The organism is Paenibacillus sp. LT-B23 (assembly GCF_059417685.1).
The window spans coordinates 88,760-111,963 of sequence record NZ_JBSQBM010000001.1; the positions used below are offsets into that span (position 1 = coordinate 88,760).

The 23,204-nt window shown below is 49.2% G+C and carries 25 protein-coding genes; 24 read left to right on the forward strand and 1 reads right to left on the reverse strand.

Annotated features, from left to right (window positions below):
* Window positions 1-221 precede the first annotated feature (221 nt).
* The 16 genes from trpE (at window position 222) to ACWXW9_RS00545 (ending at window position 15,234) form a co-directional block, all read left to right on the forward strand.
* On the forward strand, window positions 222-1,772 hold the full coding sequence (trpE, locus tag ACWXW9_RS00470) for an anthranilate synthase component I (protein WP_494927812.1): 1,551 nt from the start codon (window positions 222-224) through the stop codon (window positions 1,770-1,772).
* Between the two features lie 35 nt (window positions 1,773-1,807).
* The gene (trpD, locus tag ACWXW9_RS00475; protein ID WP_494927813.1) at window positions 1,808-2,854 is read left to right on the forward strand and encodes an anthranilate phosphoribosyltransferase; all 1,047 of its coding nucleotides are present in this window, start codon (window positions 1,808-1,810) and stop codon (window positions 2,852-2,854) included.
* Window positions 2,844-3,638 (forward strand): indole-3-glycerol phosphate synthase TrpC, encoded by a 795-nt coding sequence (trpC, locus tag ACWXW9_RS00480; protein WP_494927814.1) that lies wholly within the window; start codon window positions 2,844-2,846, stop codon window positions 3,636-3,638. Before trpD ends, trpC begins: the two co-directional genes overlap by 11 nt.
* Entirely contained in the window at window positions 3,635-4,321 is a 687-nt protein-coding gene (locus tag ACWXW9_RS00485) for a phosphoribosylanthranilate isomerase (protein ID WP_494927815.1), read from the forward strand. Before trpC ends, ACWXW9_RS00485 begins: the two co-directional genes overlap by 4 nt.
* Window positions 4,318-5,514 carry a tryptophan synthase subunit beta gene (gene trpB / locus ACWXW9_RS00490; protein WP_044646764.1) on the forward strand — a complete coding sequence of 399 codons (1,197 nt, stop codon included), beginning with the start codon at window positions 4,318-4,320 and terminating at the stop codon, window positions 5,512-5,514. Before ACWXW9_RS00485 ends, trpB begins: the two co-directional genes overlap by 4 nt.
* Window positions 5,511-6,317 carry a tryptophan synthase subunit alpha gene (gene trpA / locus ACWXW9_RS00495; protein WP_025682229.1) on the forward strand — a complete coding sequence of 269 codons (807 nt, stop codon included), beginning with the start codon at window positions 5,511-5,513 and terminating at the stop codon, window positions 6,315-6,317. The genes trpB and trpA overlap by 4 nt, the downstream gene beginning before the upstream one ends.
* 59 nt (window positions 6,318-6,376) lie before the next feature.
* A complete protein-coding gene (hisC, locus tag ACWXW9_RS00500; protein WP_149093608.1) occupies window positions 6,377-7,480 on the forward strand; it encodes a histidinol-phosphate transaminase in 1,104 nt (367 codons plus the stop codon).
* A gap of 26 nt (window positions 7,481-7,506) precedes the next feature.
* Window positions 7,507-8,595 (forward strand): prephenate dehydrogenase, encoded by a 1,089-nt coding sequence (locus tag ACWXW9_RS00505; RefSeq protein WP_149093609.1) that lies wholly within the window; start codon window positions 7,507-7,509, stop codon window positions 8,593-8,595.
* Window positions 8,596-9,573: 978 nt separating this feature from the next.
* Window positions 9,574-10,170, forward strand: coding sequence for an RNA polymerase sigma factor (locus ACWXW9_RS00510; protein ID WP_014282079.1), 597 nt, complete (start codon window positions 9,574-9,576; stop codon window positions 10,168-10,170).
* The gene (locus tag ACWXW9_RS00515) at window positions 10,167-10,793 is read left to right on the forward strand and encodes an anti-sigma factor (RefSeq protein WP_134913888.1); all 627 of its coding nucleotides are present in this window, start codon (window positions 10,167-10,169) and stop codon (window positions 10,791-10,793) included. The genes ACWXW9_RS00510 and ACWXW9_RS00515 overlap by 4 nt, the downstream gene beginning before the upstream one ends.
* A 70-nt stretch (window positions 10,794-10,863) precedes the next feature.
* The gene (locus ACWXW9_RS00520; protein WP_494927816.1) at window positions 10,864-11,466 is read left to right on the forward strand and encodes a histidine phosphatase family protein; all 603 of its coding nucleotides are present in this window, start codon (window positions 10,864-10,866) and stop codon (window positions 11,464-11,466) included.
* Window positions 11,467-11,631: 165 nt separating this feature from the next.
* Window positions 11,632-12,741: a hypothetical protein gene (locus ACWXW9_RS00525; RefSeq protein ID WP_494927817.1), complete on the forward strand. Its 1,110-nt coding sequence runs from the start codon at window positions 11,632-11,634 to the stop codon at window positions 12,739-12,741.
* 51 nt (window positions 12,742-12,792) lie between these two features.
* Window positions 12,793-13,299, forward strand: a complete 507-nt coding sequence (locus tag ACWXW9_RS00530; RefSeq protein WP_134913894.1) for a gamma carbonic anhydrase family protein — start codon at window positions 12,793-12,795, stop codon at window positions 13,297-13,299.
* A 22-nt stretch (window positions 13,300-13,321) separates the two neighbouring features.
* Window positions 13,322-13,501, forward strand: coding sequence for an IDEAL domain-containing protein (locus ACWXW9_RS00535; RefSeq protein WP_025682222.1), 180 nt, complete (start codon window positions 13,322-13,324; stop codon window positions 13,499-13,501).
* A gap of 171 nt (window positions 13,502-13,672) precedes the next feature.
* Entirely contained in the window at window positions 13,673-14,332 is a 660-nt protein-coding gene (locus ACWXW9_RS00540; protein WP_494927818.1) for a DUF1405 domain-containing protein, read from the forward strand.
* A gap of 56 nt (window positions 14,333-14,388) precedes the next feature.
* Window positions 14,389-15,234 (forward strand): sporulation protein YpjB, encoded by an 846-nt coding sequence (locus ACWXW9_RS00545; protein ID WP_494927819.1) that lies wholly within the window; start codon window positions 14,389-14,391, stop codon window positions 15,232-15,234.
* Between the two features lie 76 nt (window positions 15,235-15,310).
* Here ACWXW9_RS00545 and ACWXW9_RS00550 read toward each other — a convergent pair whose 3' ends face one another.
* Window positions 15,311-16,180: a YitT family protein gene (locus tag ACWXW9_RS00550; protein WP_494927820.1), complete on the reverse strand. Its 870-nt coding sequence runs from the start codon at window positions 16,178-16,180 to the stop codon at window positions 15,311-15,313.
* Between the two features lie 212 nt (window positions 16,181-16,392).
* Here ACWXW9_RS00550 and ACWXW9_RS00555 point away from each other — a divergent pair, with 212 nt between their 5' ends.
* From ACWXW9_RS00555 to ACWXW9_RS00590, 8 genes are all read left to right on the forward strand, one after another.
* Window positions 16,393-16,722, forward strand: coding sequence for a nucleotide pyrophosphohydrolase (locus ACWXW9_RS00555; RefSeq protein WP_354452799.1), 330 nt, complete (start codon window positions 16,393-16,395; stop codon window positions 16,720-16,722).
* 50 nt (window positions 16,723-16,772) lie between these two features.
* The gene (locus ACWXW9_RS00560; protein ID WP_025685879.1) at window positions 16,773-17,291 is read left to right on the forward strand and encodes a tetratricopeptide repeat protein; all 519 of its coding nucleotides are present in this window, start codon (window positions 16,773-16,775) and stop codon (window positions 17,289-17,291) included.
* A gap of 30 nt (window positions 17,292-17,321) precedes the next feature.
* Window positions 17,322-18,125 carry a 4-hydroxy-tetrahydrodipicolinate reductase gene (gene dapB, locus ACWXW9_RS00565; RefSeq protein ID WP_494927821.1) on the forward strand — a complete coding sequence of 268 codons (804 nt, stop codon included), beginning with the start codon at window positions 17,322-17,324 and terminating at the stop codon, window positions 18,123-18,125.
* A 57-nt stretch (window positions 18,126-18,182) separates the two neighbouring features.
* Window positions 18,183-18,620 carry a methylglyoxal synthase gene (gene mgsA, locus ACWXW9_RS00570; protein ID WP_134913910.1) on the forward strand — a complete coding sequence of 146 codons (438 nt, stop codon included), beginning with the start codon at window positions 18,183-18,185 and terminating at the stop codon, window positions 18,618-18,620.
* Window positions 18,617-19,309, forward strand: a complete 693-nt coding sequence (bshB1, locus tag ACWXW9_RS00575; protein ID WP_494927822.1) for a bacillithiol biosynthesis deacetylase BshB1 — start codon at window positions 18,617-18,619, stop codon at window positions 19,307-19,309. Before mgsA ends, bshB1 begins: the two co-directional genes overlap by 4 nt.
* A 132-nt stretch (window positions 19,310-19,441) precedes the next feature.
* Window positions 19,442-20,605, forward strand: coding sequence for an N-acetyl-alpha-D-glucosaminyl L-malate synthase BshA (gene bshA / locus ACWXW9_RS00580; protein WP_494927823.1), 1,164 nt, complete (start codon window positions 19,442-19,444; stop codon window positions 20,603-20,605).
* Window positions 20,606-20,693: 88 nt separating this feature from the next.
* Window positions 20,694-22,016, forward strand: a complete 1,323-nt coding sequence (locus ACWXW9_RS00585; protein ID WP_494927824.1) for a CCA tRNA nucleotidyltransferase — start codon at window positions 20,694-20,696, stop codon at window positions 22,014-22,016.
* Window positions 22,009-22,989: a biotin--[acetyl-CoA-carboxylase] ligase gene (locus tag ACWXW9_RS00590; RefSeq protein WP_494927825.1), complete on the forward strand. Its 981-nt coding sequence runs from the start codon at window positions 22,009-22,011 to the stop codon at window positions 22,987-22,989. The genes ACWXW9_RS00585 and ACWXW9_RS00590 overlap by 8 nt, the downstream gene beginning before the upstream one ends.
* Window positions 22,990-23,204: the final 215 nt, after the last annotated feature.

Consider the following 23,204-nt stretch of genomic DNA (forward strand, 5'->3'; position numbering starts at 1 on the left):
AAGCTTTTGTCCACGGAGAACCTTCCTAGGCGGAGAGGCTTATTTGAAGTAACCCAGGTTATACAAAGGGATGAGTGTATACTTTGTATATTTGTTGTAGTCATTTTGCATATGGTAGCATTCTTATAATTTCAATAACTGACAGCCTCTACCTTCCGGGTGGAGGCTTTTTTATATTCTCTCCTTTGGGTTCTGCGCCAATTTGGAAAGGAAGTGATCTCATGTTAACGCCGCATGTGGAGCAAGTGATAACGATGGCGAATGAATTTAACCTGATTCCTGTGTACAAAAAAGTGCTGGCCGATATGGAGACGCCAATTCGGATTTTCCGTCGGTACGCTGAGCGGGACCGGGCCTTTCTGCTGGAGAGTGTAGAGGGAGGCGAGCAATGGGCGCGACATTCATTCATCGGGACCGACCCGTTCCTGATGGTTTCCGGCAAAAAAGGCCGTTTAATCCTGGAACAGCATGGTGAGCGACAAATATTAAACGACAAGCCGCTTGAAGCGCTCAAGGCGTTGCTTCGCAAGTACCGTAGCCCGAAGCTGAAAGAGATGCCTCCATTTACAGGCGGGGCCATCGGATTTTTTGGATATGATTTGCTGCAATACTATGAAAAACTGCCAGAACATGCAGTAGATGATTTGAATATGGATGATATTCGTTTTATGTTCTGTGATCAAGTTATCGTCTTTGACCACGTGAAGCAGCAAATTTTGCTGGTGGGCAATGTTCATATAGGAGAAGGCTTCAGCGATGAGGACATCCGCGCTGCTTATGTCGAGGTGGAACGCAAGCTGGAGGCAACGGCGCAGTACCTGCGTAAGCAGACACCTCCAGAGACGATGGGAGCAGCCTCTATTCCTGACGATGTGGAGTTGGGTGAGATTCAGTCGAATGTAACGAAGGAGCAGTTTATTTCAAACGTGGAGCAGGCGAAGGAATATATTCGCTCAGGTGATATTTTTCAGGTCGTGCTGTCCCAGCGCTTTCATATTGACACAGATGCATCTCCTTTACAGGTATACCGCGTGCTGCGCACGATGAACCCGTCTCCTTATATGTATTATTTGAAAATGGATGACGAGATCATCGTGGGCACTTCGCCGGAGGCACTCGTCAAGGTGGAAAACGGTCGGGTAGAAACCCGTCCTATTGCCGGAACGAGGCCGCGTGGCGTGACGGAAGCAGAAGATATAGCGCTCGCTGAAGAGCTGCTGAAGGATGAAAAAGAACGTGCCGAGCATCTGATGCTGGTCGATTTGGGAAGAAATGATCTGGGGCGTGTATCTCAGTTCGGTACGGTCAAATGCGATACGTTTATGGAAATTGAACGCTATTCCCACGTGATGCACATTGTATCCAATGTATCGGGTGAGCTACGGGAGGATAAAGATTTCTTCGATGCTTTCCTGTCCTGCTTGCCAGCGGGTACAGTATCAGGGGCTCCGAAGCTGCGGGCGATGGAGATTATTGCCGAGCTGGAGCGGGAAGCGCGTGGGCCTTATGCAGGAGCCATCGGCTACTTGGGCTTCTCGGGCAATATGGATGCTTGTATCACGATTCGTACGATTGTGTTTAAAAAGAACCGGGCTTATGTTCAGGCGGGTGCTGGGATTGTGTGGGACTCGGTTCCGGAAAGCGAGTATCAGGAGACGGTAAACAAGGCCAAGGCACTGCTGAAAGCGATCCGCACGGCTGAAGCGATGTTCCCGGCCACGGTACAGCCCTACAACAGCGTCATCAATCAGGATTATTTGTATACTCCGTAACACACAAAAAATCTGATTTTTAGGAGGAGACGACGATGGAACGACATGACATGATGCAAGTGGGGTTAAGCCGGGTCATTGAGGGGCAGCATCTTTCACGTACAGAAGCCCGTAGCATGATGGAACAGATTATGAGTGGGAGTGCCACGCAGGCGCAAATTGGTGGGCTATTGACGGCTCTGCGCATCAAGGGGGAGACGGTGGATGAAATCACCGGATTTGCCGAAGCTATGCGCAGCTATGCCAGTCCTGTGCAAATCGGAGAAGGTGATACCCATTTGCTGGACACATGTGGAACCGGAGGTTCGGGTATTCACAAGTTTAATATTTCCACGATATCCGCTATTATTGCGGCTTCGGTATCTGTACGGGTAGCGAAGCATGGCAATCGCTCTGCAAGCGGACGTGCCGGGAGCGCCGATGTGCTGGAGGCCCTAGGGGTCAATATCCATTTGACGAGTGATCAGGCGCGGTCATGTCTGGATCGTATCGGCATCTGCTTTTTATTTGCGCAGTTGTACCATCCGTCTATGAAGCATGCTGCCGCTCCACGCCGGGAGCTTGGAGTACGAACGGTGTTTAACATGCTCGGTCCCTTGACGAATCCGGCAGGTGCAGATCGCCAGTTGTTGGGCATTTATGACGCGGGAAAAACGGAAGTGATCGCTGAGGTGCTGAATCGACTCGGCTCCAAGCGGGCCATGGTCGTCAGCAGTCTGGACGGATTGGATGAAATCAGCATTTCGGCACCGACACGGGTATCTGAGCTGAAGGATGGTCAGGTCCATACGTTTGAACTTAACCCGTCGGACCTGGGTTTGCAGACGTACCGTCTCGATGAAGTGCTGGGTGGAGACGCACAGGTTAACGCCGACATTATCGGTCGGATTTTGAACGGGGAGCGCGGGGCTTATCGGGACGTCGTGTTAGCGAATGCCGGCGCGTGCATCTATGTATCGGGCGCAGCAGCTACCTTAACGGACGGAGTAGCACGGGCGGCTGAAGCTATTGACTCGGGGCTGGCCCTGTCCAAGCTGGATCAATTAATACAGGCAACGGGGGAATATCAATATGTATCTTGATCGAATTGTAGTGACGAAGCGACAGGAAGTAGAGCAGCTTAAGAAGCATTTCCAAATCAGTAAAGCCGAACGATTGGTTGCCGATTTACCTGCGACGAGAGGATTCGAGGATGCTATAGCTCTGCGCCGCAATCGTCCGCTCGGACTGATTGCCGAAGTGAAGAAGGCTTCCCCCTCCAAGGGGTTGATCCGACCGGATTTTCATCCGGTAGACATTGCACGGGCATATGAGGAAGCTGGAGCCGATTGTATTTCTGTCTTGACGGATGTGACGTACTTTCAGGGGAGTCCTGAATATTTGCACCAAATTCGTGAACAGGTAAAGATTCCACTGCTGCGCAAGGATTTTATCATTGATGAACGGCAAATTTATGAAGCTCGTCTGCTGGGAGCGGATGCGGTGCTGTTGATTGCGGCTATACTGGAGCCACGTGTTTTGGGGTCATTTTTACAGATTGCCAAGAACCTAGGGCTGGACGCATTGGTAGAGGTGCATGACAGTGAGGAGCTTAAAGCTGTGCTGGATCTGGGGACAGCTACCTTGATTGGCGTGAACAACCGAAATTTGCGGACATTTGAGACCCGCCTCCAGACGACAGAGGAACTGATCGAACTGATTCCTAAAGGAGTTACGTTTATCAGCGAAAGCGGCATTGCCGGACCCGAAGATGTAAATTATTTGTATTCGGTAGGCGCACACGGCATCCTGGTAGGAGAGCATCTGATGCGCAAGGATGATGTAGGACAGGCTGTAGCCGATTTGATGGACGGGGTTAGAGCATGAATAAAACGGGCGTAAAAATTTGTGGACTTCAAAGCGTTGAAGTGCTAAAATCTATGGTAAACTTACCGGTCGATTATATAGGTTTTGTGTTTGCCGACAGCAAGCGCCGGATTGACGGCGCGCAGGCTGGAGAGCTGCTTCGCGTATTGGATGAATGGACCCCAGGCAGCAGACCGCGCAGTGTGGGCGTATTTGTGAACCCTGATGATGCACTGTTAAATGATGTCATGGAGAAAGCACCATTAGATGTCATTCAACTGCACGGGCAGGAGAGTCCGCAGCGCTGCCGGGAGATCAGGGAGCATTTTGGCGTACAGGTATTCAAGGCATGGTCTGTGGACAGTAAAGGGCAGACGGTGAAGGGCCAGACAGAACGCCCGACGGACGAATTGGATGCCTATGTCGGGACGATTGACGCTTTATTGCTGGATACATATGATCCCCTGTATGGTGGCGGTTCCGGCAAAACGTTTGCGTGGGATCGGATTCCTGCCTATCACACCTGGACCCAACAACATGGAATTCCTTTGTTTGTAGCTGGCGGGCTGACTACCGATAATGCGGAAAAGTTGGTTACTGAGTATCATCCCGAAGGGCTGGATGTGTCCAGCGGTGTAGAGACGGATGGAGTCAAGGACATTGCAAAAATCACATCATTCGTAGAAAGGGTGAAGCAGGCATGACACAATTACCTGATAACAACGGACGTTTCGGAACATTTGGCGGACGTTTTGTACCGGAAACGTTGATGAACGCACTGATTGAATTGGAGGAATCCTACCGGAAGTATGCGGATGATCCTGATTTTAACGCTGAGCTGAACGGACTACTAAAGGATTATTCGGGCCGGGAAACGCCTCTCTATTATGCAGAGCGTCTGAGTCAGCATTTGGGCAAGGCTAAAATTTACTTGAAACGTGAAGACCTGAACCATACCGGAGCCCACAAAATTAATAATGCGCTGGCGCAGGGACTGCTGGCGAAGCGTATGGGTAAGCAGAAGGTCATTGCAGAAACAGGCGCAGGTCAGCATGGTGTTGCAACGGCGACCGTCGCGGCATTGCTCGGACTGGAGTGTAAGGTGTTCATGGGAGAAGAGGATACCGTACGTCAGCAGCTAAATGTATTCCGTATGCAACTGTTGGGTGCAGAGGTCATTCCGGTTACATCGGGCACACGTACACTCAAGGATGCCGGGAATGAAGCTTTGCGGTATTGGGTGAGCCATGTCCATGATACGTTCTATATTTTGGGCTCGGCGGTCGGACCACATCCGTATCCAATGATGGTGCGCAACTTCCAGCGTGTCATTGGCGACGAAACCCGCCGTCAAATTCTCGAAAAAGAAGGCAGACTTCCAGATGTCGTGGTAGCGGCGATTGGTGGCGGAAGTAATGCCATCGGTATGTTCTATCCATTTATCGAGGATCACGAGGTTGCTTTACTTGGGGTCGAGGCGGCTGGAAAAGGCGTGGAAACGGAATTTCATGCAGCAACGATGAGCAAGGGAACGCAAGGTGTCTTCCAAGGCTCAATGAGCTATCTGCTTCAGGATGAATATGGACAGGTACAGCCTGCGCATTCCATCTCGGCGGGATTGGACTATCCGGGGGTTGGACCGGAGCATTCGTATTTGAAGGATATCGAGCGGGCCAAGTATGTTCCGATTACCGATCAGGAAGCGCTGGATGCTCTCCAATTGTTATGCCGCACGGAAGGTATTCTTCCGGCATTGGAGTCGGCACATGCAGTCGCGCAGGTCGTTAAACTGGCACCTACCTTGACGGCGGATGATATTATTGTTATCTGTTTATCAGGTCGCGGTGATAAAGATGTGGACTCCATTATTAAGCATTTGGGAGGAAATCCGTCATGAATTTAATTGATCAGGTGTTTGGACGCCTCAAAAATGAAGGCAAAACGGCATTAATTCCTTTCTTGACGGTAGGCGATCCGGATGTGGACACGACGGTAGAAATCATTCGGCAACTGGAGTCGGCCGGAGCCGATATATTGGAGCTGGGCGTGCCATATTCGGACCCGCTGGCTGACGGACCTGTCATTCAGCGTGCGTCTGAGCGTGCGTTGAAACGGCAAATTTCGATCCGCACGTGTATGGAGACGGCTTCTTTGGCCCGGGCGGCGGGATCAAGCCTGCCTTTTATTTTGTTCACGTATTATAATCCTGTGTTGCAGATGGGCATGGATGCTTTCTTTGCAGGCTTGCAGAAGCATGGCATCAGCGGCCTGATTATTCCCGATCTTCCGCTTGAGGAAGCAGAAGAGCTGGGAGGACGGGCGGCAGAGGTTGGTGTGCATTTGATTCCGTTGGTGGCTCCAACTTCTGAACAGCGGATTGAACGAATTGTTCGTCAAGCACGTGGATTTGTATACTGTGTATCCTCCCTTGGGGTGACCGGGGAAAGAGCTTCCTTTTTTGAGGGTATAGAAGGCTTCATCGCGCAGGTCAAGCGGCATACGGATATTCCGGTAGCGGTTGGGTTCGGTATCTCCACCCGGGAGCAGGTAATTCGTTTTTCGGACATTTGCGATGGAGTTGTCGTCGGAAGTGCCATTGTGCGTCAGGTGGAGGAAGCAATCCCGTTGCTGGACGATTCTGCACGCAGAGAAGAAGGACTTTTGCAAATTCGCAATTTTGTGGCACAATTAAAGCAGTAACTGGCGTCAGTATAGAAAGCAGCAAATTTAGTTTTGAATGGATTAGAGGAGGTAGGGGCATGCGACCTAAACCGCATATTGTACATTTGCCGGTATATCAGCCCGGTAAACCGATTGAAGATGTGAAGCGCGAGCTGGGACTTGATGAAGTGATCAAGCTCGCCTCGAATGAAAATCCGTATGGCAGCTCTCCCAAAGTATTGCAGGCCATTCAGGAGGAATTTGCGAATATTAGTGTATATCCTGACGGCAGCGCGGTAGCTTTAACACAGGCGCTGGCTAAACATACGGGCTTGAAAGAGGATCAGTTTATCTATGGCTGTGGCTCTGACGAGATTATTGCGTTGATTACGCGTGCTTTTCTTCTTCCCGGGGAAGAAAGCATCATGGCCGATCAGACCTTCTCTGTGTATAAGAGCAATGTGGAGATTGAGGGAGCGGTTGCTGTTGAGGTGCCTTTGCGTGACGGGGTGCATGATCTGGAAGCTATGTTGTCTCAGATTAACGACCGTACGAAAATGATCTGGATCTGTAATCCGAACAACCCGACAGGCACGATTGTACCTGAAGCAGAGTTGATCGCATTTTTGGATCGAGTGCCAAAGCATGTTTTGGTCGTGCTGGATGAGGCGTATTTCGAGTTTGTGACAGACAGCACGTATCCAGACGGTATTCGTTTGTTACCGGCCTATGAAAATCTGCTTGTATTACGCACCTTCTCCAAAATCTATGGCCTAGCATCGCTTCGCATCGGATACGGAATGGGGACTGCGGCAACGATCCGCATGATTAATCAGGTTCGTGAGCCGTTCAATACTTCACGGGTAGCACAGGCTGCAGCGATTGCGGCGTTGGAAGATCAGGATTTTGTGCAGGAATGCCGTGACCGCAACGCAGAGGGCAGAGCCTATTTGCAAAATGAGTTGAAGCGCCTTGGACTGGAATCTTTTCCGGCACATGGAAACTTTATTATGCTGAATGTACGTCGCCCGTCGGGTGAAGTGTTTCAGGAATTGCTTCAAAAAGGCGTAATTATTCGCGCTGGTCATTACAAATATCCGACATATATTAGGGTGTCGGTTGGATCACAGCCGCAAAATGAGTGGTTTATCCGTGCGCTGGAACAGGTCCTGGGGGCGGAAGCGGCGAAAGCGCGTCTATAATTTCCGCAGATGGGATTTGATAATTGATGAAGATTGCCATTTTCGGCGTGGGACTGATTGGTGGGTCCCTTGCGCTTTGTTTTAAAGGGAAGCCGGGCATTACCGTTGTCGGTCATGCCCATCTTCCCGAACTGATGGAGCCGATGTTGAGCCGTGGTGTCGTGGACACCGTGACTCTTTCGGTTGAAGAGGCGGCAGAGGATGCCGATTTTATTTTTTTATGCGTACCTGTCGGATTACTGGAGCATTACTTGGAGTTGTTAAGCAGGCTACCGCTTAAAGAGGGTTGCATTATTACCGATGTAGGCAGCACAAAATCGTCGATTGCCAAAAAAGCGTCGGAAATCTCTTTACGTAATGCTTATTTTATCGGTGGCCATCCGATGGCCGGCTCGGAGCGTTCCGGTGTGAAGGCTGCTTCCGCATTGTTGTTTGAGAATGCCTACTATGTACTTTCCCCGGCAGAGGGTGTGCCTGAGGAAGCATACAGTTCGCTGGAGCGTCTGTTGAAATATACAGGAGCTCAGGTTGTGCGTGTCCAGCCTGATATGCACGATGACATTGTCGGGGCGATCAGCCATCTTCCGCATATTATTGCAGCGGCGCTGGTGAATCAGGTGCGCAAGCACAATGACGAAAATCCATTGTACCGTACGCTGGCTGCCGGCGGCTTCCGCGATATTACGCGAATTGCTTCCAGTGATCCTATTGTGTGGCGGGACATTTTGCTGAGCAATCGTGATGTTTTGCTAGGTCTGCTGGAAGAGTGGAACGGGCAGATTGAGCGTTTTACCCATTTACTGAGAATACAAGACGGAGAGGGAATTGCTGACGAGTTTTTGACGGCGGGGCATTTCCGCAGTGAGCTGCCGGAACGCCGCAAAGGTGTCATCGTCTCAACGTTTGATCTGTATATTGATGTACCGGATACCCCGGGGATTATCGGTCGAATTGCAACAGAGCTGGGGGACAACAGCATTAACCTGAGCAATATGCAAATCATCGAAAGCCGGGAGGATGTTCCCGGTATTATGCGACTTTCCTTCCGCCAAGAACGGGACTGGGAGCGCGCCAAGGCACTGCTGGATTCAATGAGCTATAAAGTGGTGGTATAGAAAGGAAAGTATGATTGTTGGTTAAGGCGGATAGCACCGCTTCGCGTTCCATTTGATCTTACGATCGCTGTTGCCTCCGAAGCGAGCTTTCTTACAGAAAGCTTTCAGGCGAACGCTACGCTTCTCCAGATTCAAATGGACCGCTCCGCTACTGACCGCCTTAAAAGCAACGCACTTTCTGGGAGTGAAAGTAGCAGGAAAGATTTAAAACGGGCGTGAGATCCTCTTTGCCCGTTTTTTTTGTTATTTTATGACCTAAAGCCCGGTTGAGGTGATATAGCTGGGTAAGTATATTTTCTTTGTTATATAAGCTAAATTCGAAAATTTTATATAAAAAACGGAGTAGGCGGGATGGTGCTGGACAACAGCGATGGGAAGCACCATCCGACTGCGCAGTTGGCACCTTACGTTACTTTCCAGTTCAGCTTAGTATAAGAGTTCAAAAAAAAGACCACCCGGGTAAAGCCCCGGGTGGTAGCTGCTCTTATGGAGTAGCTGAGTAGGATAGGAGTGGAGAGAAACCATACTGTACTTTCATTATATGTATACGTTTTCATTTTGTCAATGATTTTTTAAAGCGTTTTCTTTTGGGTAATTATTCTTACCAGCGTATTCAAAAGGGATAGACTCAAGCTTATGTGACTTTATCTTGAAAAAACTTAAAATAGGTCGGAAATGCCGTATATCGGAAACAGCTGCTAGCGTTACGTAGCCTGTGATGGAAATCATGGGGATTTTGGACTTTTTTACTGACGACTATTTTGTGGTACAATGGGTAAGTCCATTTTGGATGTTGAGAAATGTTGGGGATAGCACCGTTATTGTTGGCACTACATAGGGTAAGAAAAAAACAAATGTTCCATGATGCTGTTTCATCCATTTGCGCAGAGTGCGCAACTTTTTTTGGCCTGTTCGGTATATATAGACAGAATCGAATGGGAGAACAGCACATGTATGGGCGAGGAGGGTCTCACTCGGATGATGACAGATTCCCAGATGATTCAGGAAATCAAACAAGGTAATGTTGAGGTTTATTCAGAATTAATGAGGCGGCACCAACGTAAAATTTTAGCTTTTGTTTATCATATGCTGAAAAGTTCGAACCTGGAAATGATCGCTGAGGACTTGTGCTCGGAGACGTTTTATAAAGCGTACCGGAGCCTGCACTCTTTTCGCGAGGTAGATGCATCGTTCTCCACATGGTTATATACGATTGCACGTAATACGGTGCTGAGCGAGCTTCGCAAGCATCGTAGCGGTCAGGTTCCATTGGAGGAGAGCGGTTATGTGCCGGTTGCTCCATTGGATGTGATTCCAGAGCAGGCTGTCCTTCGCGGCGAGAAGGTAGAGATGGTTCGTGAAGCGATCAACAGATTGCCAGAGAAGCAGCGGTCTGCGCTGATTTTGCGCGAATACGAGCAATTGGATTATCAGGAGATTGCTACGATTTTGGGGCAGACGGTCAGTGCGGTGAAATCGTTGCTTTTCCGGGCCAGAACCAGTGTGAAGACGCAGTTGGAGCCTTATTTTTTTGAGCCTCTCTATGAGGAAAACGAAGGGATGAGCAGCCAATGAAATCCAGGGACGCTGAGGATTTGTTCGCTACAGGCAAAAATGTATCGAAACAAGACTCGGAGCGCAGACGGGCCAAAAGCTCGTCTGCCGGATGGGAGCATGGTTCGGAAGAAAATGAGTGGAATTTGTCAAAAGAAAGTCGATCCGCTATTCGCGATATTTCCTTTGAGATAACAGATGAGCAGGCGGAATCTATGAATCGCAGGGTCATGGATCGAATTTATGAAGAGTCACCGTGGCTTGTTCCCGGCGAGCATCGGCGTGCGCGTGTGAACCCGGCAGCCCGTAAGTATATGTCCGTATGGATCGCCGGATTTTTGGCGGTATTTTTGTGTAGCTTTTTGTTTTTGAACTGGAATGGAAGCTCCTCTCAAGAAAATCCTCCTCAAGCGGCACCTGTCATGGATACGGGTATTTTACCGACAGGCTTGCTAGAAACTACAAGTACATCTTCACAATATCAATACCACATTAAAAATGTGAATAGTGGCATTATGGACCCGCTGGTTGCAAGCATTGTTCCTACTTACCCGCAATATTGGATGTTGTTGTCTGTGTTGGCACTTGCGCTTGCCTTATTTTCTTTGGGCTGGATTCATCGTGCGAGACGGGTTAGAAATTAGCAGCACGGCTGGGCTCCAATACGGATTCAAAACAATGCCTGAATAACTAAATAGCGGAGGAAACAACACGATGCTTATTGGCTTGATCAGACATGGATTAACGGATTGGAATGCGGTAGGTAAAATCCAGGGCCACAGTGATATTCCGTTAAATGAGGAAGGGCGCTGGCAAGCACGCTTGCTAGCAGAACGATTAAAGGATGAGCCCTATCATTGGGATGGTCTTATTACAAGCAGCCTTTCGAGAGCCAAGGAGACGGGGGAGATTATTGCTTCTGTTCTTCACCTTCCTATACTGGAGCCGGATGATCGGCTGAGAGAACGTGCTTATGGTCAGGTCGAGGGCATGACGCAGGTCGAGCGTGAGAAGAAGTGGGGGAGCGACTGGCATCTGCTGGATCTGGGACAGGAGAGCGATGAAGCTCTTCAACTTCGAGGGTTGGCTTTTATGGAGGCCATTTGGTCGGAAAATCGGGACAAGAACCTGCTGGTCGTTTCTCATGGTGGTTTTTTGGCTAATTTGTATAAGGCTTTGTATCAGGAAAAGTTTACGGAACGAATTGGTAATCTGTCACTGAGTGTTCTCCAGCGTGAGGATACGAATTGGACGCCGCTGTTGTATAATTGCACCAGACATTTACAGGAAAAAAGCGATTGTAACTTAAAAGTTTGACGAAAGACCACGAATTTCTACTCAGCGTAGAAGCCGTGGTCTTTTTATTTTTTAATTATAGCTTTGAAAAAAAGAGGTTTAGAGTCTGAACATTCCGTCAAAGCTGTGGGTACAACAGGTAAGAATCAATTCCGGATGACAGTCCAGTGACGAGGCGATGGAACGATGAATCTGGCGGAAATGCTGACATTTGCGGATATTGTGCATTTGAACAGAATCGCGGTGTATTACGAGTGTGACTGTAAGCCCAATTCCAAACATGAGCTGATCCAGGGCATTTTAACAAAGCTCGGCAGCAGCAGTTTTTTTGAGATGCAAGTCAGGGAGCTAAAGCTGTCAGAGGTAAGGTTTTTGAACACACTGCTATTCGATGACCGACCTTATTTCAGTATGGAGGAATTGATTGCGGTTGCCAAACAATCTGCCGAGGAGGATGGGGATTCCGGTGAGCGACCGCGGGACATCGTGGCCCGTTTACGCAACAGTGGCTGGTTATTCAACGGTTCGACGCACAATACGAGGTATTTGTATCAAATTCCGTTGGACATGAAAGAGCGTTTCCGTCGTGTCATGGTGCAAGACTTGCAAAACGGAATGATCCGGATAAGTGAGCCAACGTCGTACCGGGATGAAGGACATCTTTTGGCGGAGGATTTACGACTTTTCCTTCAGTACATGGAGCAGCATGAAGTTCCGCTTAACCCCGAGGGGGCTTGGTATCGTCGCAATCAGCAGCAATTAATGGAGCATTTGCACATTGCGGAGCCACTTCTGGGTAAAGGAGGCTGGCGTTTCGGATATGGTTCCTCCTTTAAGTTTTATCCCGACCGAATGGCACTGCTGTATGATTATGCACGTCACTCCAGGTTTATTGAGGAGAAGGGGGATCGAGTTGTGCTGACGGCAAAGGGGGAGGCACGCAGGGAGTACGCGATCGAGGATGAGATGATACAGCTATTCAGGTTTTGGTTAAGATTGTATAAAGGAGCCGTTCCCAATCTACTTTCTCTGGTCTACTGGATAGGAGAATGTGCCAGGACCTGGACGTCCTCGGAGTCACTTTTTGTACATATCGGCCCCCTGATCAGACCGTTCTACTATGATACGCCCCGTTCGGTTTTTGATCAGAGAATTATACGAATGATGCTCCACTTGGGTATGCTTCGTCTGGGTGAGCATTCGACGGGGCCATCTGTACAGATGACCGCCTGGGGGCTGAAGCTGGCAGGGGAGTGCCGCATTGGGCGGAACGACCCGGGTATGCGGCTCCATTGACAAGCAACATACATGTTGATAGAATTCACCCAAAATGAGAGGGTGAAGTTGATGCTGATTCACTATAACGGGAACATGCCACAGCTCCATTCATCTGTCTATGTGGCAGAAGGAGCAAAAGTTGTCGGAAAGGTAACGATCGGCCAAGATTCCTCAGTTTGGTTCAATGCCGTACTGCGCGGGGATATGGCGCCTGTCATCATCGGTGAACGCTGCAATATCCAGGACGGTGTCGTGGGACATGTGAACACGGACCAGCCCCTGGTGCTGGCGGATGATATTTCGGTGGGACATGCTGCGATTATCCATGGTTGTACGGTAGGCAAAGGCACTTTAATCGGTATGGGGGCCATTGTACTCAACGGAGCTGAGCTTGGTGAATATGCTTTAATAGGAGCAGGGTCGGTCGTTACGGAAAATACCAAAATACCACCCTATACTCTTTCTCTCGGTACACCTGCCAAAGTGGTGCGAGAATTGACAGACGCAGATTTGCAGCGGATGTCACGGACGGCACTCAGCTATGTGGCGAAAGGAAAAGAATATAGGATCTCTTAAACTCATGTTGGAGGTGCATCCTATGGATAAAATGAAGGTTACTTATGAAGTAATGTTGGGCCTGTCTGCTGAAATGGTTTTGGACGAGGCATTACGTAAACACCGGAGTGAAAAGCTCTACAAGGATATTGATGAGGCGCTGGCCTCCGGAGATGAAGTAGCTTTTCGTCATCTTACGGATGAACTGAAAGCGATCAATTGAGCCGTTTCAGGAGATCTGATCTTGGGTAACAAACCCATTGGCAGTACAAGACCATAATCATCAAGCCTGACCGTAGCAGCGGCCAGGTTTTTTTGATACGCTTTTATATGATATAGTCTTTGTAGATGGAGCCTTTACGGGGCATCTATCGTATGAACGGAGGATGAGGACGTGTCGTTGTCTTATTTGTGGAGCCGGTCGTTCTTGACGAGCCGGCCCTTTTTGTGGCTGTTGTTCTGGTGTAACCTGGTTGGAACCGTGTATGGGTACATATGGTATGGGGGGCAATTGGAATACACACTAAACTACCACCCGATATGGCAGATTGTATTTGTGCCCGATAGTCCGACGGCCAGCCTGTTTTTTACGATTTCTGTATTATTCCTGCTTTACCCTCCGCGCCTGAAGGGCTTGAAGGTCATTCGCCAGCTGATGGAGGCGTTAGCTGTGGTTACGAGTGTAAAATACGGCATATGGGCCTCAGCTATTATTTTTTGGGGTGTCGCGCAGGGAGGGCATATGATATGGCAGGATTGGATGCTGGTAGCATCTCATACGGCAATGGCAGTCGAAGCCTTGCTGTTCGTTCGTTTTTTTACCTGCAAATGGGCGGCTCTGTGCGTAGCAGCTTTGTGGACACTGTTAAATGATACGGTCGATTATACATTCGGCATATATCCGTATCTTCCGAAGTCGCTAACGGATGATGTACCACAAGTGCGTACTTTTACCTATATGCTGACCCTTTTCAGTATCGCAGCCTCATGGCTTGCCATGTACGTGCGCAATCGGATAGCCTTTCCTATTGCCCAAGATGCGGCTGAGCGCTAAAGCCAAGTTCTAGTCCCTGTAACCTTGCCATACAGTAAGGTGAGGAGGGATGTCCCATGGTTTGGAATCAGGCGTTTCGTGGTGTGCTGCGTGTTGTTTCGGGAGTTGTGTTATCTATGGTTTTGTTGCTTTCCCTATGTTTCCCTCCGGGCATTGCGGAAGCGCGGGATCAGCCCAAGTCTACCAGTAATGCAAAGGAAATAGAGGAACTGGATCGTGCAGCTGCGATATTGTACCGGGATGTAATGGATGGAAATATTGAAAAAGCGCGCGCCGATGTAGCGGAGGTAAGCCGATGGTTCAGCACGGGTCAGGTACAGACTGCGCTGTCAGTGGAGGCTATTCATGCTTTGTCGGGCAGTATCCTTGAGGTACAGCAAGCTACACAATCCGTGCAAGCATCGCCGGATGAATGGGTGAAGGCCGCTGCCAATTTGCGGCTTGCGGCAGATGCGATAGCGCATCCGCGCCAGCCATTATGGCAGCAGTATTATAAAATTTTAAAAGAAGATGTCAGCGGCTTAAATAGCCAGTTTGCTAAAGGAAATATGAAGGGTTTCGCCGCCGGAGCAGCAGTGCTGGAGGATCATTACGAGACGATCCGAACGGCGGCGTTGATCAGCGGCAAAACAACCGAGGTTGTTCGAACGGATTCATGGATTTCTTACGTTAAGGGATTGGGGAATCAGCAAAATGCGGATGCTTCAGCGATTAGAGGGGCACTGGAGCAGGGAAACCCGACATTCAATGCCTTGTTTGGACGTGAAAAAGATGCTACCGCACTGGCTCCATTCATCCCGCATGAAAGCGAGCGCCGGGCAGAACTGGCAATCGGTTTGACGATCCTGCTGACCCTGGCTTATGTGGGTTACCGTAAGTATCGATCCGGTTTCTCTAGTTAAGGCTGAAATGCTGCCACCGACTTCGCTGTCATTGATAAAATGAATATATGCCCTGCTACTTGCCCGGATTTCCGGGCTATTCCTCTTTGAAGCCCTCTCCGTGTACATCATGCACATCCTGAATGATGATGAACGCTCGTGGATCAACCGATTTCACAATTTGATGCAAACGTCGTATTTCCTGACGGGATACGACACAGTAAGCAACATGCTTGGTCTGCTTGGAAAATGCACCCATAGCCGGAATAATAGTAACACCGCGATCCATATCCTGTGTAATGATATCCGCAATATCCATCGTATGGTCACTGATAATCATAAAGGCTCTGGCGGAGTAGGCCCCTTCCTGTATAAAATCAATGATCTTCGATGCGATAAACACAGCGACCAGCGTATACAGGATTTTTTCCTTGGGTATGTACAGCAGCGATGCACCGATGATGACGATATCGATCACCAGCAAAATCCTTCCCATACTCCAGCCAAACTTCCGGTTCAAAATACGAGCGATAATATCTGACCCGCCGGTGGTACCACCAAACCGGAATACGATGCCTAGCCCGGCCCCGAGCGTAACCCCGGCATATAATGAAGAAAGTATAAAATCGTGCTCGGTCTGAAACGTGCCCATCCACCCGAGGTGAATCATTTTTTCAAACAACCACAGAAAAAAAGTGAGCGCCCCGATGCCAACCCCGGTATAAATAATTTGCTTGCCGCCAAGCATTTTCCATCCGATTAAAAATAGAGGAATGTTCAGGAGTAATGTAGAAAGGGATGGGGAAATCGAGAAAGCATAGTTCAGCAGGAGGGTGATGCCTGTGATGCCGCCTTCCATCAGCTTGCTGGGTATAATGAAATAAAGCAGGCCGAATGCATAAATAGCAGTGCCGAGCACAATGGGTAAAATGATTTTAAGCTGTTCAATAGACCTAGATGTTTTCATATAATCCCTCACAATGGCAAATTGGGATGAACGATTTGATATTGATTTTGGAGCAGATCGTAGATCCTTATGTTTAGTATACCTTTTTACGGTAGCTTTAAAAGACAGACCATTACAAGATGTGAGTAATTTCACATTAAAAAATATTTGTTTTCAAATGTGCTTTACGATAACATATGAATAAACCTGCACATTAGAGGGGATTGTGTTTCATGGAAAAATCGCTTGATGAAATTCAACGTGAGGTAGACCAATATATTTCCCAATTCAAAGAAGGATATTTCAGCCCGCTGGCAATGCTGGCCCGGATGTCTGAGGAAGTCGGGGAGCTGGCCAGAGAAGTCAATCATTCCTTTGGCGAGAAACCGAAAAAAACGGATGAGGCCGACAATTCGATTGAGCTGGAGCTGGGAGATATTTTGTTCATTACGGTCTGCTTTGCAAACTCGCTGGGTATTAATTTGACCGATGCCCATGATAAGGTCATGCATAAATTTAACACACGTGACGCGAATCGCTGGACCAAAAAGGACACCGATTAGGCGTTTTGTACATATGCTGTACCAAACCGGTTACCCGGAGGTGCGGTGTCATGAAGGCGGAGGAATACGTTCAGAAAGCTTATCAGTGTATTTTACAAAACGATTTTGAGCAGGCCGTGGAATGGTTCGAAAAAGCAATTTCCGCTCAGCCTGATCATGCGGAGCATTATTTCCGCTGTTCGGTCACCTATGCCCGCAGCGGGCGGATAGAGCAGGCGCTTGCTTATGCGGGCGATGCGGTTCGTCTGGCCCCGCAGCAGGATGAATATGTGCTGCATTTGCATACGTTGGAGGCCAGACAGCAGACGGAGAAAGCCAGAAAGATGCTGGATGTCGATAAAGCTACGCCACAGGTGCGCAGAGATGCAATCTTGCTGCTGGAACGGGCAATTGCCCTTGATCCGCTATGTGGTGACGCTTTTATGCTGCTTGCATTGGTTTATGCTGAAATGAATGAATATAAGCTGGCTGTGCAGGCTGCTCGTGAGGCGGCCGCTTTGTTTCCTCACAATGAACAGCTTGCCAATCTCATGAAGAAGTTATGCCAGCAAATGAATGAACAGATCTAGCACGAATTGATGCGTAAGGAGTTGTAAGATATGCCAGAGCAAATAAAAGTGGTTGTCGTTGGAGCAGCCGGGCGTATGGGCCGTGAGGTTGTCAAATTGGTTCTCCAGGATGAAGAACTTCGGCTGGTAGCCGCAGTAAACAGAACGCACGCCGGCAGTGATGCCGGCCTTCTCGTCGGACTTCCAGAAGCGGGCGTTGCTATTGTGGAGGATGTGGAGCAGGCTTTGCTGGATAGTCGCCCGGATGTGATGGTCGATTTTACAGGTCCTCGTTTTGCGTACGCACATACAGCGCTTGCGATCAAACATGGCGTTCGTCCAGTTATTGGGACAACAGGATTTACACCGGAACAGATTGACGAACTGGACAAGCAGTGCCGGGAACAGCAAATTGGCGGTTTGATTGCGCCTAACTTTTCAATAGGAGTTATTTTGATGATGCGGTTTGCGGCTCAAGCTGCCAAATACTTCCCTCATCTGGAGATTATCGAATATCATGGCGACCAGAAATTGGACGCGCCATCGGGAACGGCAATTAAGACCGCAGAACTCATCGCTGAGCAGCGACAGGAGTTGCGTCAAGGGAACCCGGAGGAGGAAGAAACGCTCGAAGGATCACGCGGCGGCTACTACCAAGGGTTCCGTATCCATAGTGTCCGTCTTCCCGGTGTATTCGCACAGCAGGAAGTTATTTTCGGAGGATTTGGACAATCCCTCAAAATTCGTCAGGACTCCTACGAACGGGCAGGCTACATGCCTGGCGTCAAAATCGGCATTCAAAAGGTAATGGAGCAATCCGGACTTGTATACGGTTTTGAGCATTACATTGATTAAGAATAACGCGAATGAATTGACGAACGGAATTATAGAATGAGGCAGGGGGAATTTGGAATGTTCAAGATTGCATTTATAGCGCATGACCGCAAAAAAGATGAAATGGTTAACTTTATAACCGCGTATGAGCATGTTTTTACAGGACATCAATTGTATTCAACAGGTACAACGGGTCTGCGCATTATGGAGCAAACGAAGCTTCAAATTCACCGCTTTATGTCAGGGCCGCTCGGAGGTGACCAGCAGATCGGGGCCATGGTCGCGCAAAATGATATGGATCTGATTATCTTCCTGCGTGATCCGCTAATGGCACAGCCGCATGAACCGGATATTAGTGCACTGCTGCGTCTGTGTGACGTGCAGGGTATTCCTTTGGCGACCAATGTTGCGACTGCTGAAATATTGGTCAAGGCGCTGGATCGGGGCGATTTTGCTTGGCGTGAGCTGGTACATAAATATAAACCAGGCATTGATCAGCAGGATGATATAAAATGACACTGGACATATTGATTTTTGGAGCTCATGCCGATGATGCTGAGATTGGTATGGGAGGCACGATTGCCAAGCATACAGCCGCTGGTTTAAAGGTGGGCGTATGTGATTTGACGCGTGCTGAAATGTCATCCAATGGCGATGTAGATACCCGTATGGCAGAAGCCGAAGATGCTTCAAAAGTGCTGGGCCTTGCTGCACGGACGAATTTGGGACTGCCTGATCGGGGTTTGTATGTTACACCGGAGAATGTAGCCGCAGTGACCGCGGAAATTCGGCGTCATGCGCCGAAAATCGTATTTGCTCCCTACTGGGAGGATCGGCACCCGGATCATGTCATGTGCAGCAAGCTGGTGGAGGAAGCGGTGTTTAACGCCAAGCTACGTCGATTTATGCCGGAACAGCCTGCGGTGCTGGTGGAGCAGTTATATTTTTATTTCATTAACGATATCGGCAGAACGGATCTGATTGTGGACATTACGGAGCATGTTGAAGCCAAGGAGCAGGCATTACTAAGCTATGCTTCCCAATTTCAGGCTGCACCGGGTAAAGACACGGTATCCACGCCATTAAACCAGGGGTATGTTGAACGTGTAAAAGCCCGGGATTCGCTGTTGGGTCAGCGCAAGCTGATTTCGTATGCAGAGGGCTTTGCGTCCAAAACGCCTCATCTGGTTAAGCTATTCACATAAGGGATTATAAAAATCCTGACACATAAACGATAAACTGAATCCGTTCGTGTAACGGTTATAAATGCATACTGTATTTGGTATGTCACAAACATTGAAAAGTCATCATCGGTGGACGGAAGGGGGCAGCTTAACTTGAATGACAAATTGAAAATCGGAATTACCTGCTATCCGTCGTTGGGCGGTTCCGGCGTAGTGGCTACAGAGCTGGGCAAGCTGCTTGCCGAAAAAGGGCATGAGGTCCATTTTATTGCCAATAGCATTCCGTTCAGATTAGGCGGGGAATTCCAGAAAAATATTTTTTATCATGAGGTTGAGGTTAACGACTATTACGTGTTCAGATATCCGCCTTATGATCTGTCGCTGGCGACCAAAATGGCTCAGGTCGCACAAATGAAAAATTTGGATGTACTCCATGTTCACTATGCTGTACCGCATGCGGTATGTGCTTATTTGGCGAAGGAAATGGTGGGCGACCATCTCAAAGTGGTAACTACGCTTCACGGCACAGACATTACGGTGTTGGCGCAGGATGAATCGTTGAAGGATCTAATCCGGCTGGCAATCAACAAAAGTGATGCTGTAACAGCGGTTTCCAAGGATTTGATTCGCGAGACGATAGATGCGCTGGAGATTACACGCCCTATTGATTTGACTTACAATTTTGTGGATAAACGAGTGTATTATCCGCGGGATGCAGCTGCGTTGCGGAGAGATTTTGCCCTGCCTAATGAAAAAATTATGATGCACATTTCAAACTTCCGTCCTGTCAAAAGAGTGGGAGACGTGCTGGATATATTTGAAAGAGTGCAACGCAAAGTACCTGCAAAGCTACTGTTGGTTGGGGAAGGACCGGACCTTCCGAAAATTCGCTGGAAAATCGAAAGTCTGGGCTTGCAGGATAAGGTTTTCTTTTTAGGCAAGCAGGATCAGATTGCTGAAGTGATTTCCATGGCGGATGTGCTGCTGCTTCCATCGGAAAAAGAAAGCTTTGGACTGGTTGCGCTGGAAGCGATGGCTTGTGGAGTGCCAACGATTGGTTCCGAGGCAGGAGGCGTGCCTGAACTGGTTGTTCACGGGAGTACAGGTTATCTTGCTGAAATCGGCAATACCGAGGCGATGGCGGAATATGCGGTGCAGCTGTTATCGGATGAAGCGATGGCAGAGCGTTTTCGTGAAGCCTGTCTGGTGCGGGCTCGTACCGTATTCTGTGATAAGCTGATTACTCGTCAATATGAAGAAATATATTACCGTGTGTTGGGACGCGAGGTGCCGGATCTTAAACCGATCAGCGTTTAAGGAGGCGGACTCGCGTCCGTTTTTTTTATGATAAGTCATTTGTATAATAAATCTTTTTGAAAACTTTATAAGCAAAGGGGGAAACCCTGTGAAAATAAACACTTGGCAATATGCTGACCCAGAGATGACTCTTCATGGCAAGGAAGTCATACATATTCTAACCACAGCCGGCTACGAGGCTTACTGGGTCGGCGGTTGTGTGCGGGATGAACTATTAGGCCGAGCTATTCATGATATGGATATGACCACATCGGCTGAACCTGAACAGGTCATAGCACTGTTCCCCCATGTAATTCCGACTGGGATTCAGCATGGGACGGTTACGGTGATGCAGGGTGGGCATCCGTTCGAGGTGACTACTTTTCGGACAGAAAGCGGTTATGCTGACCATCGCCGTCCGACAGAAGTCGCTTTCGTGAAGGATATCCGCGAAGACCTGATGCGGCGGGATTTCACGATGAACGCGATTGCCATGAATGAACATGGGGAAACGGTGGACCCGTTCGGAGGGGAAGTCGATTTGCGTGCCGCTATTGTTCGTTGTGTAGGACGAGCTGAGGAACGATTTGAGGAGGATGGGCTGCGAATGCTACGTTGCATTCGTTTTGCCTCCGTATTCCGGTTTCGTATAGCCTATAACACATGGAAAGGCATGATCCGTCGTAAAGAGGGACTTCGTTACATTGCGATGGAACGTGTGCGTGTTGAGCTGGAAAAGATGCTGGCAGGGCCAGACCCTTTGCGTGGACTGGAAATGCTGGGTCGAAGCGGCTTGCTCTCGTGTACGAAGGTTCCGGTTCCCTGGGAACAATGCGAAGCTCAGACGCTCGGTGGAATGGTACAACTGCCGGAAGAACTGCGGTGGGGGTTACTGTTGCTGTCTTGCAGACTTACCTCAGAGGCAGCGGACGAGCTGTTAAGAGCATGGACTTTCTCCAACGGTGTACGCTTACGGTTGGTGCATCTGTTGGAATGGGAGCGCGTGTTAACGGACAGTGCTGTTTCGATAGCAGACAGTTCCACTTCGGTGGAAGGTGAAGGAATCAACGATGAGGCGTTACGCCGTAGCTGGATTCGACTGTTAATTAAATGGGGACGGGATATCTCGTCTGACTGGCTACAGCTTTATAAGTCATTGCCTGCTTCGTTTCGTGGATTACCCCCACGGGCAGAAAAGCATGTAGCGAGAATGGCAGAGCTGGCAGAGGCGTGGACTAAGGATGCCGCAGTTGTTCGTATCAAAGATTTAAATATTACTGGAAATGAATTGGTTCAGGCGATGAATCGACCGGGTGGTCCTTGGCTGGGTCAGACGATGGAACGACTTTTGCTGGCTGCCGCCTGCGGAGATATTCCAAATGAATTAGAAGCATTGCTTCAAGAAGCGAAACGGGTGATGAGTAGTGAATAATCATGAAAGACTATTAGGCATACTGGAGGAAGATCCATCCGATTACGTATCCGGGGAGGAAATCAGCCGTCGCCTCTCGGTTAGCCGTACGGCTATATGGAAGCAGATCAACAAGCTGCGTGAGCTGGGCTACAACATTGAAGCTTCCTCGCGTCGGGGCTATCGGATTGTTTCCCGACCCGATCGGTTGGAGGTCTCCAAACTGGCATATATGCTAACTACCCAAACGTTTGGACAGCGTATCGTTGTGTTGGACTCGACGGTATCCACCCAGCAGGATGCGATGCGTCTGGCAGAAGAGGGGGCACCGCAGGGGACGGTAGTGTTGGCGGAGGAACAGACGGCGGGGCGGGGACGTTTGGGCCGAAAGTGGTTTTCACCTCGGGGCAAAGGCGTCTGGATGAGCATTGTATTGCGTCCGAACCAGCCCTTGGCCTTTACTCCGCAGTTGACGCTGCTTACAGGCGTAGCGATATGTAGGGCCATTCGTCGGTTGACGGGTGTGGAAGCTGGCATCAAGTGGCCGAATGATCTGCTGGTTCATGGTCGCAAAGTGTGCGGTATTTTGCTGGAATCTGCAACAGAGGATCAGCGTGTCCGCTACTGTATTGCAGGTATCGGTATTGATGTTAATTTAAATACAGAGGATTACCCGGATGAGCTATCAAGGTTGGGGACATCCCTGAAAATAGAGGCTGGTCGCGAAATCGACCGTACGGCACTAATTGCTGCCGTGCTGGAAGAGATGGAGCAGCTATGTGCGTTATATGCGGATGAGGGCTTTCAGCCAGTCGCGATGCTGTGGGAGGCGCTATCCGTGACGATGAATCGCTTCGTGCGGGCACATACGGGACAAGGGAAAGCGGTAGAAGGTACAGCCATCGGTTTGGACCCTTCCGGTGCACTAGTGGTTGAAACGGAGCAGGGAGAGCGAATACAGATCGTTTCCGGTGATGTACAATTGCAGGTGTAGCCTTAGCTGAGCATAGCGACTACAATTGTTCTTTTTCTATGCAAAACTTCACGTGAAAAAGCTGATGTTTTTTGTTATACTGTGCAGGAGGCGGCATCGGACGGTCCGAGCTGCACTCCGGGGCACATGCTCCACCACTGCAAGCAAGTTAGACCATCATAACTTCATTTGAAGGTTACGTTGGATTCTGCTCTGAGCCGAACAGGACCGAGACA

Coding starts and splice junctions, on each gene's coding strand:
- trpE (WP_494927812.1), top strand. CDS start 222: ATGTTAACGCCGCATGTGGAGCAAGTGATAACGATGGCGAATGAATTT.
- trpD (WP_494927813.1), top strand. CDS start 1,808: ATGGAACGACATGACATGATGCAAGTGGGGTTAAGCCGGGTCATTGAG.
- trpC (WP_494927814.1), top strand. CDS start 2,844: ATGTATCTTGATCGAATTGTAGTGACGAAGCGACAGGAAGTAGAGCAG.
- ACWXW9_RS00485 (WP_494927815.1), top strand. CDS start 3,635: ATGAATAAAACGGGCGTAAAAATTTGTGGACTTCAAAGCGTTGAAGTG.
- trpB (WP_044646764.1), top strand. CDS start 4,318: ATGACACAATTACCTGATAACAACGGACGTTTCGGAACATTTGGCGGA.
- trpA (WP_025682229.1), top strand. CDS start 5,511: ATGAATTTAATTGATCAGGTGTTTGGACGCCTCAAAAATGAAGGCAAA.
- hisC (WP_149093608.1), top strand. CDS start 6,377: ATGCGACCTAAACCGCATATTGTACATTTGCCGGTATATCAGCCCGGT.
- ACWXW9_RS00505 (WP_149093609.1), top strand. CDS start 7,507: ATGAAGATTGCCATTTTCGGCGTGGGACTGATTGGTGGGTCCCTTGCG.
- ACWXW9_RS00510 (WP_014282079.1), top strand. CDS start 9,574: ATGATGACAGATTCCCAGATGATTCAGGAAATCAAACAAGGTAATGTT.
- ACWXW9_RS00515 (WP_134913888.1), top strand. CDS start 10,167: ATGAAATCCAGGGACGCTGAGGATTTGTTCGCTACAGGCAAAAATGTA.
- ACWXW9_RS00520 (WP_494927816.1), top strand. CDS start 10,864: ATGCTTATTGGCTTGATCAGACATGGATTAACGGATTGGAATGCGGTA.
- ACWXW9_RS00525 (WP_494927817.1), top strand. CDS start 11,632: ATGAATCTGGCGGAAATGCTGACATTTGCGGATATTGTGCATTTGAAC.
- ACWXW9_RS00530 (WP_134913894.1), top strand. CDS start 12,793: ATGCTGATTCACTATAACGGGAACATGCCACAGCTCCATTCATCTGTC.
- ACWXW9_RS00535 (WP_025682222.1), top strand. CDS start 13,322: ATGGATAAAATGAAGGTTACTTATGAAGTAATGTTGGGCCTGTCTGCT.
- ACWXW9_RS00545 (WP_494927819.1), top strand. CDS start 14,389: ATGGTTTGGAATCAGGCGTTTCGTGGTGTGCTGCGTGTTGTTTCGGGA.
- ACWXW9_RS00550 (WP_494927820.1), bottom strand. CDS start 16,180: ATGAAAACATCTAGGTCTATTGAACAGCTTAAAATCATTTTACCCATT.
- ACWXW9_RS00555 (WP_354452799.1), top strand. CDS start 16,393: ATGGAAAAATCGCTTGATGAAATTCAACGTGAGGTAGACCAATATATT.
- ACWXW9_RS00560 (WP_025685879.1), top strand. CDS start 16,773: ATGAAGGCGGAGGAATACGTTCAGAAAGCTTATCAGTGTATTTTACAA.
- dapB (WP_494927821.1), top strand. CDS start 17,322: ATGCCAGAGCAAATAAAAGTGGTTGTCGTTGGAGCAGCCGGGCGTATG.
- mgsA (WP_134913910.1), top strand. CDS start 18,183: ATGTTCAAGATTGCATTTATAGCGCATGACCGCAAAAAAGATGAAATG.
- bshB1 (WP_494927822.1), top strand. CDS start 18,617: ATGACACTGGACATATTGATTTTTGGAGCTCATGCCGATGATGCTGAG.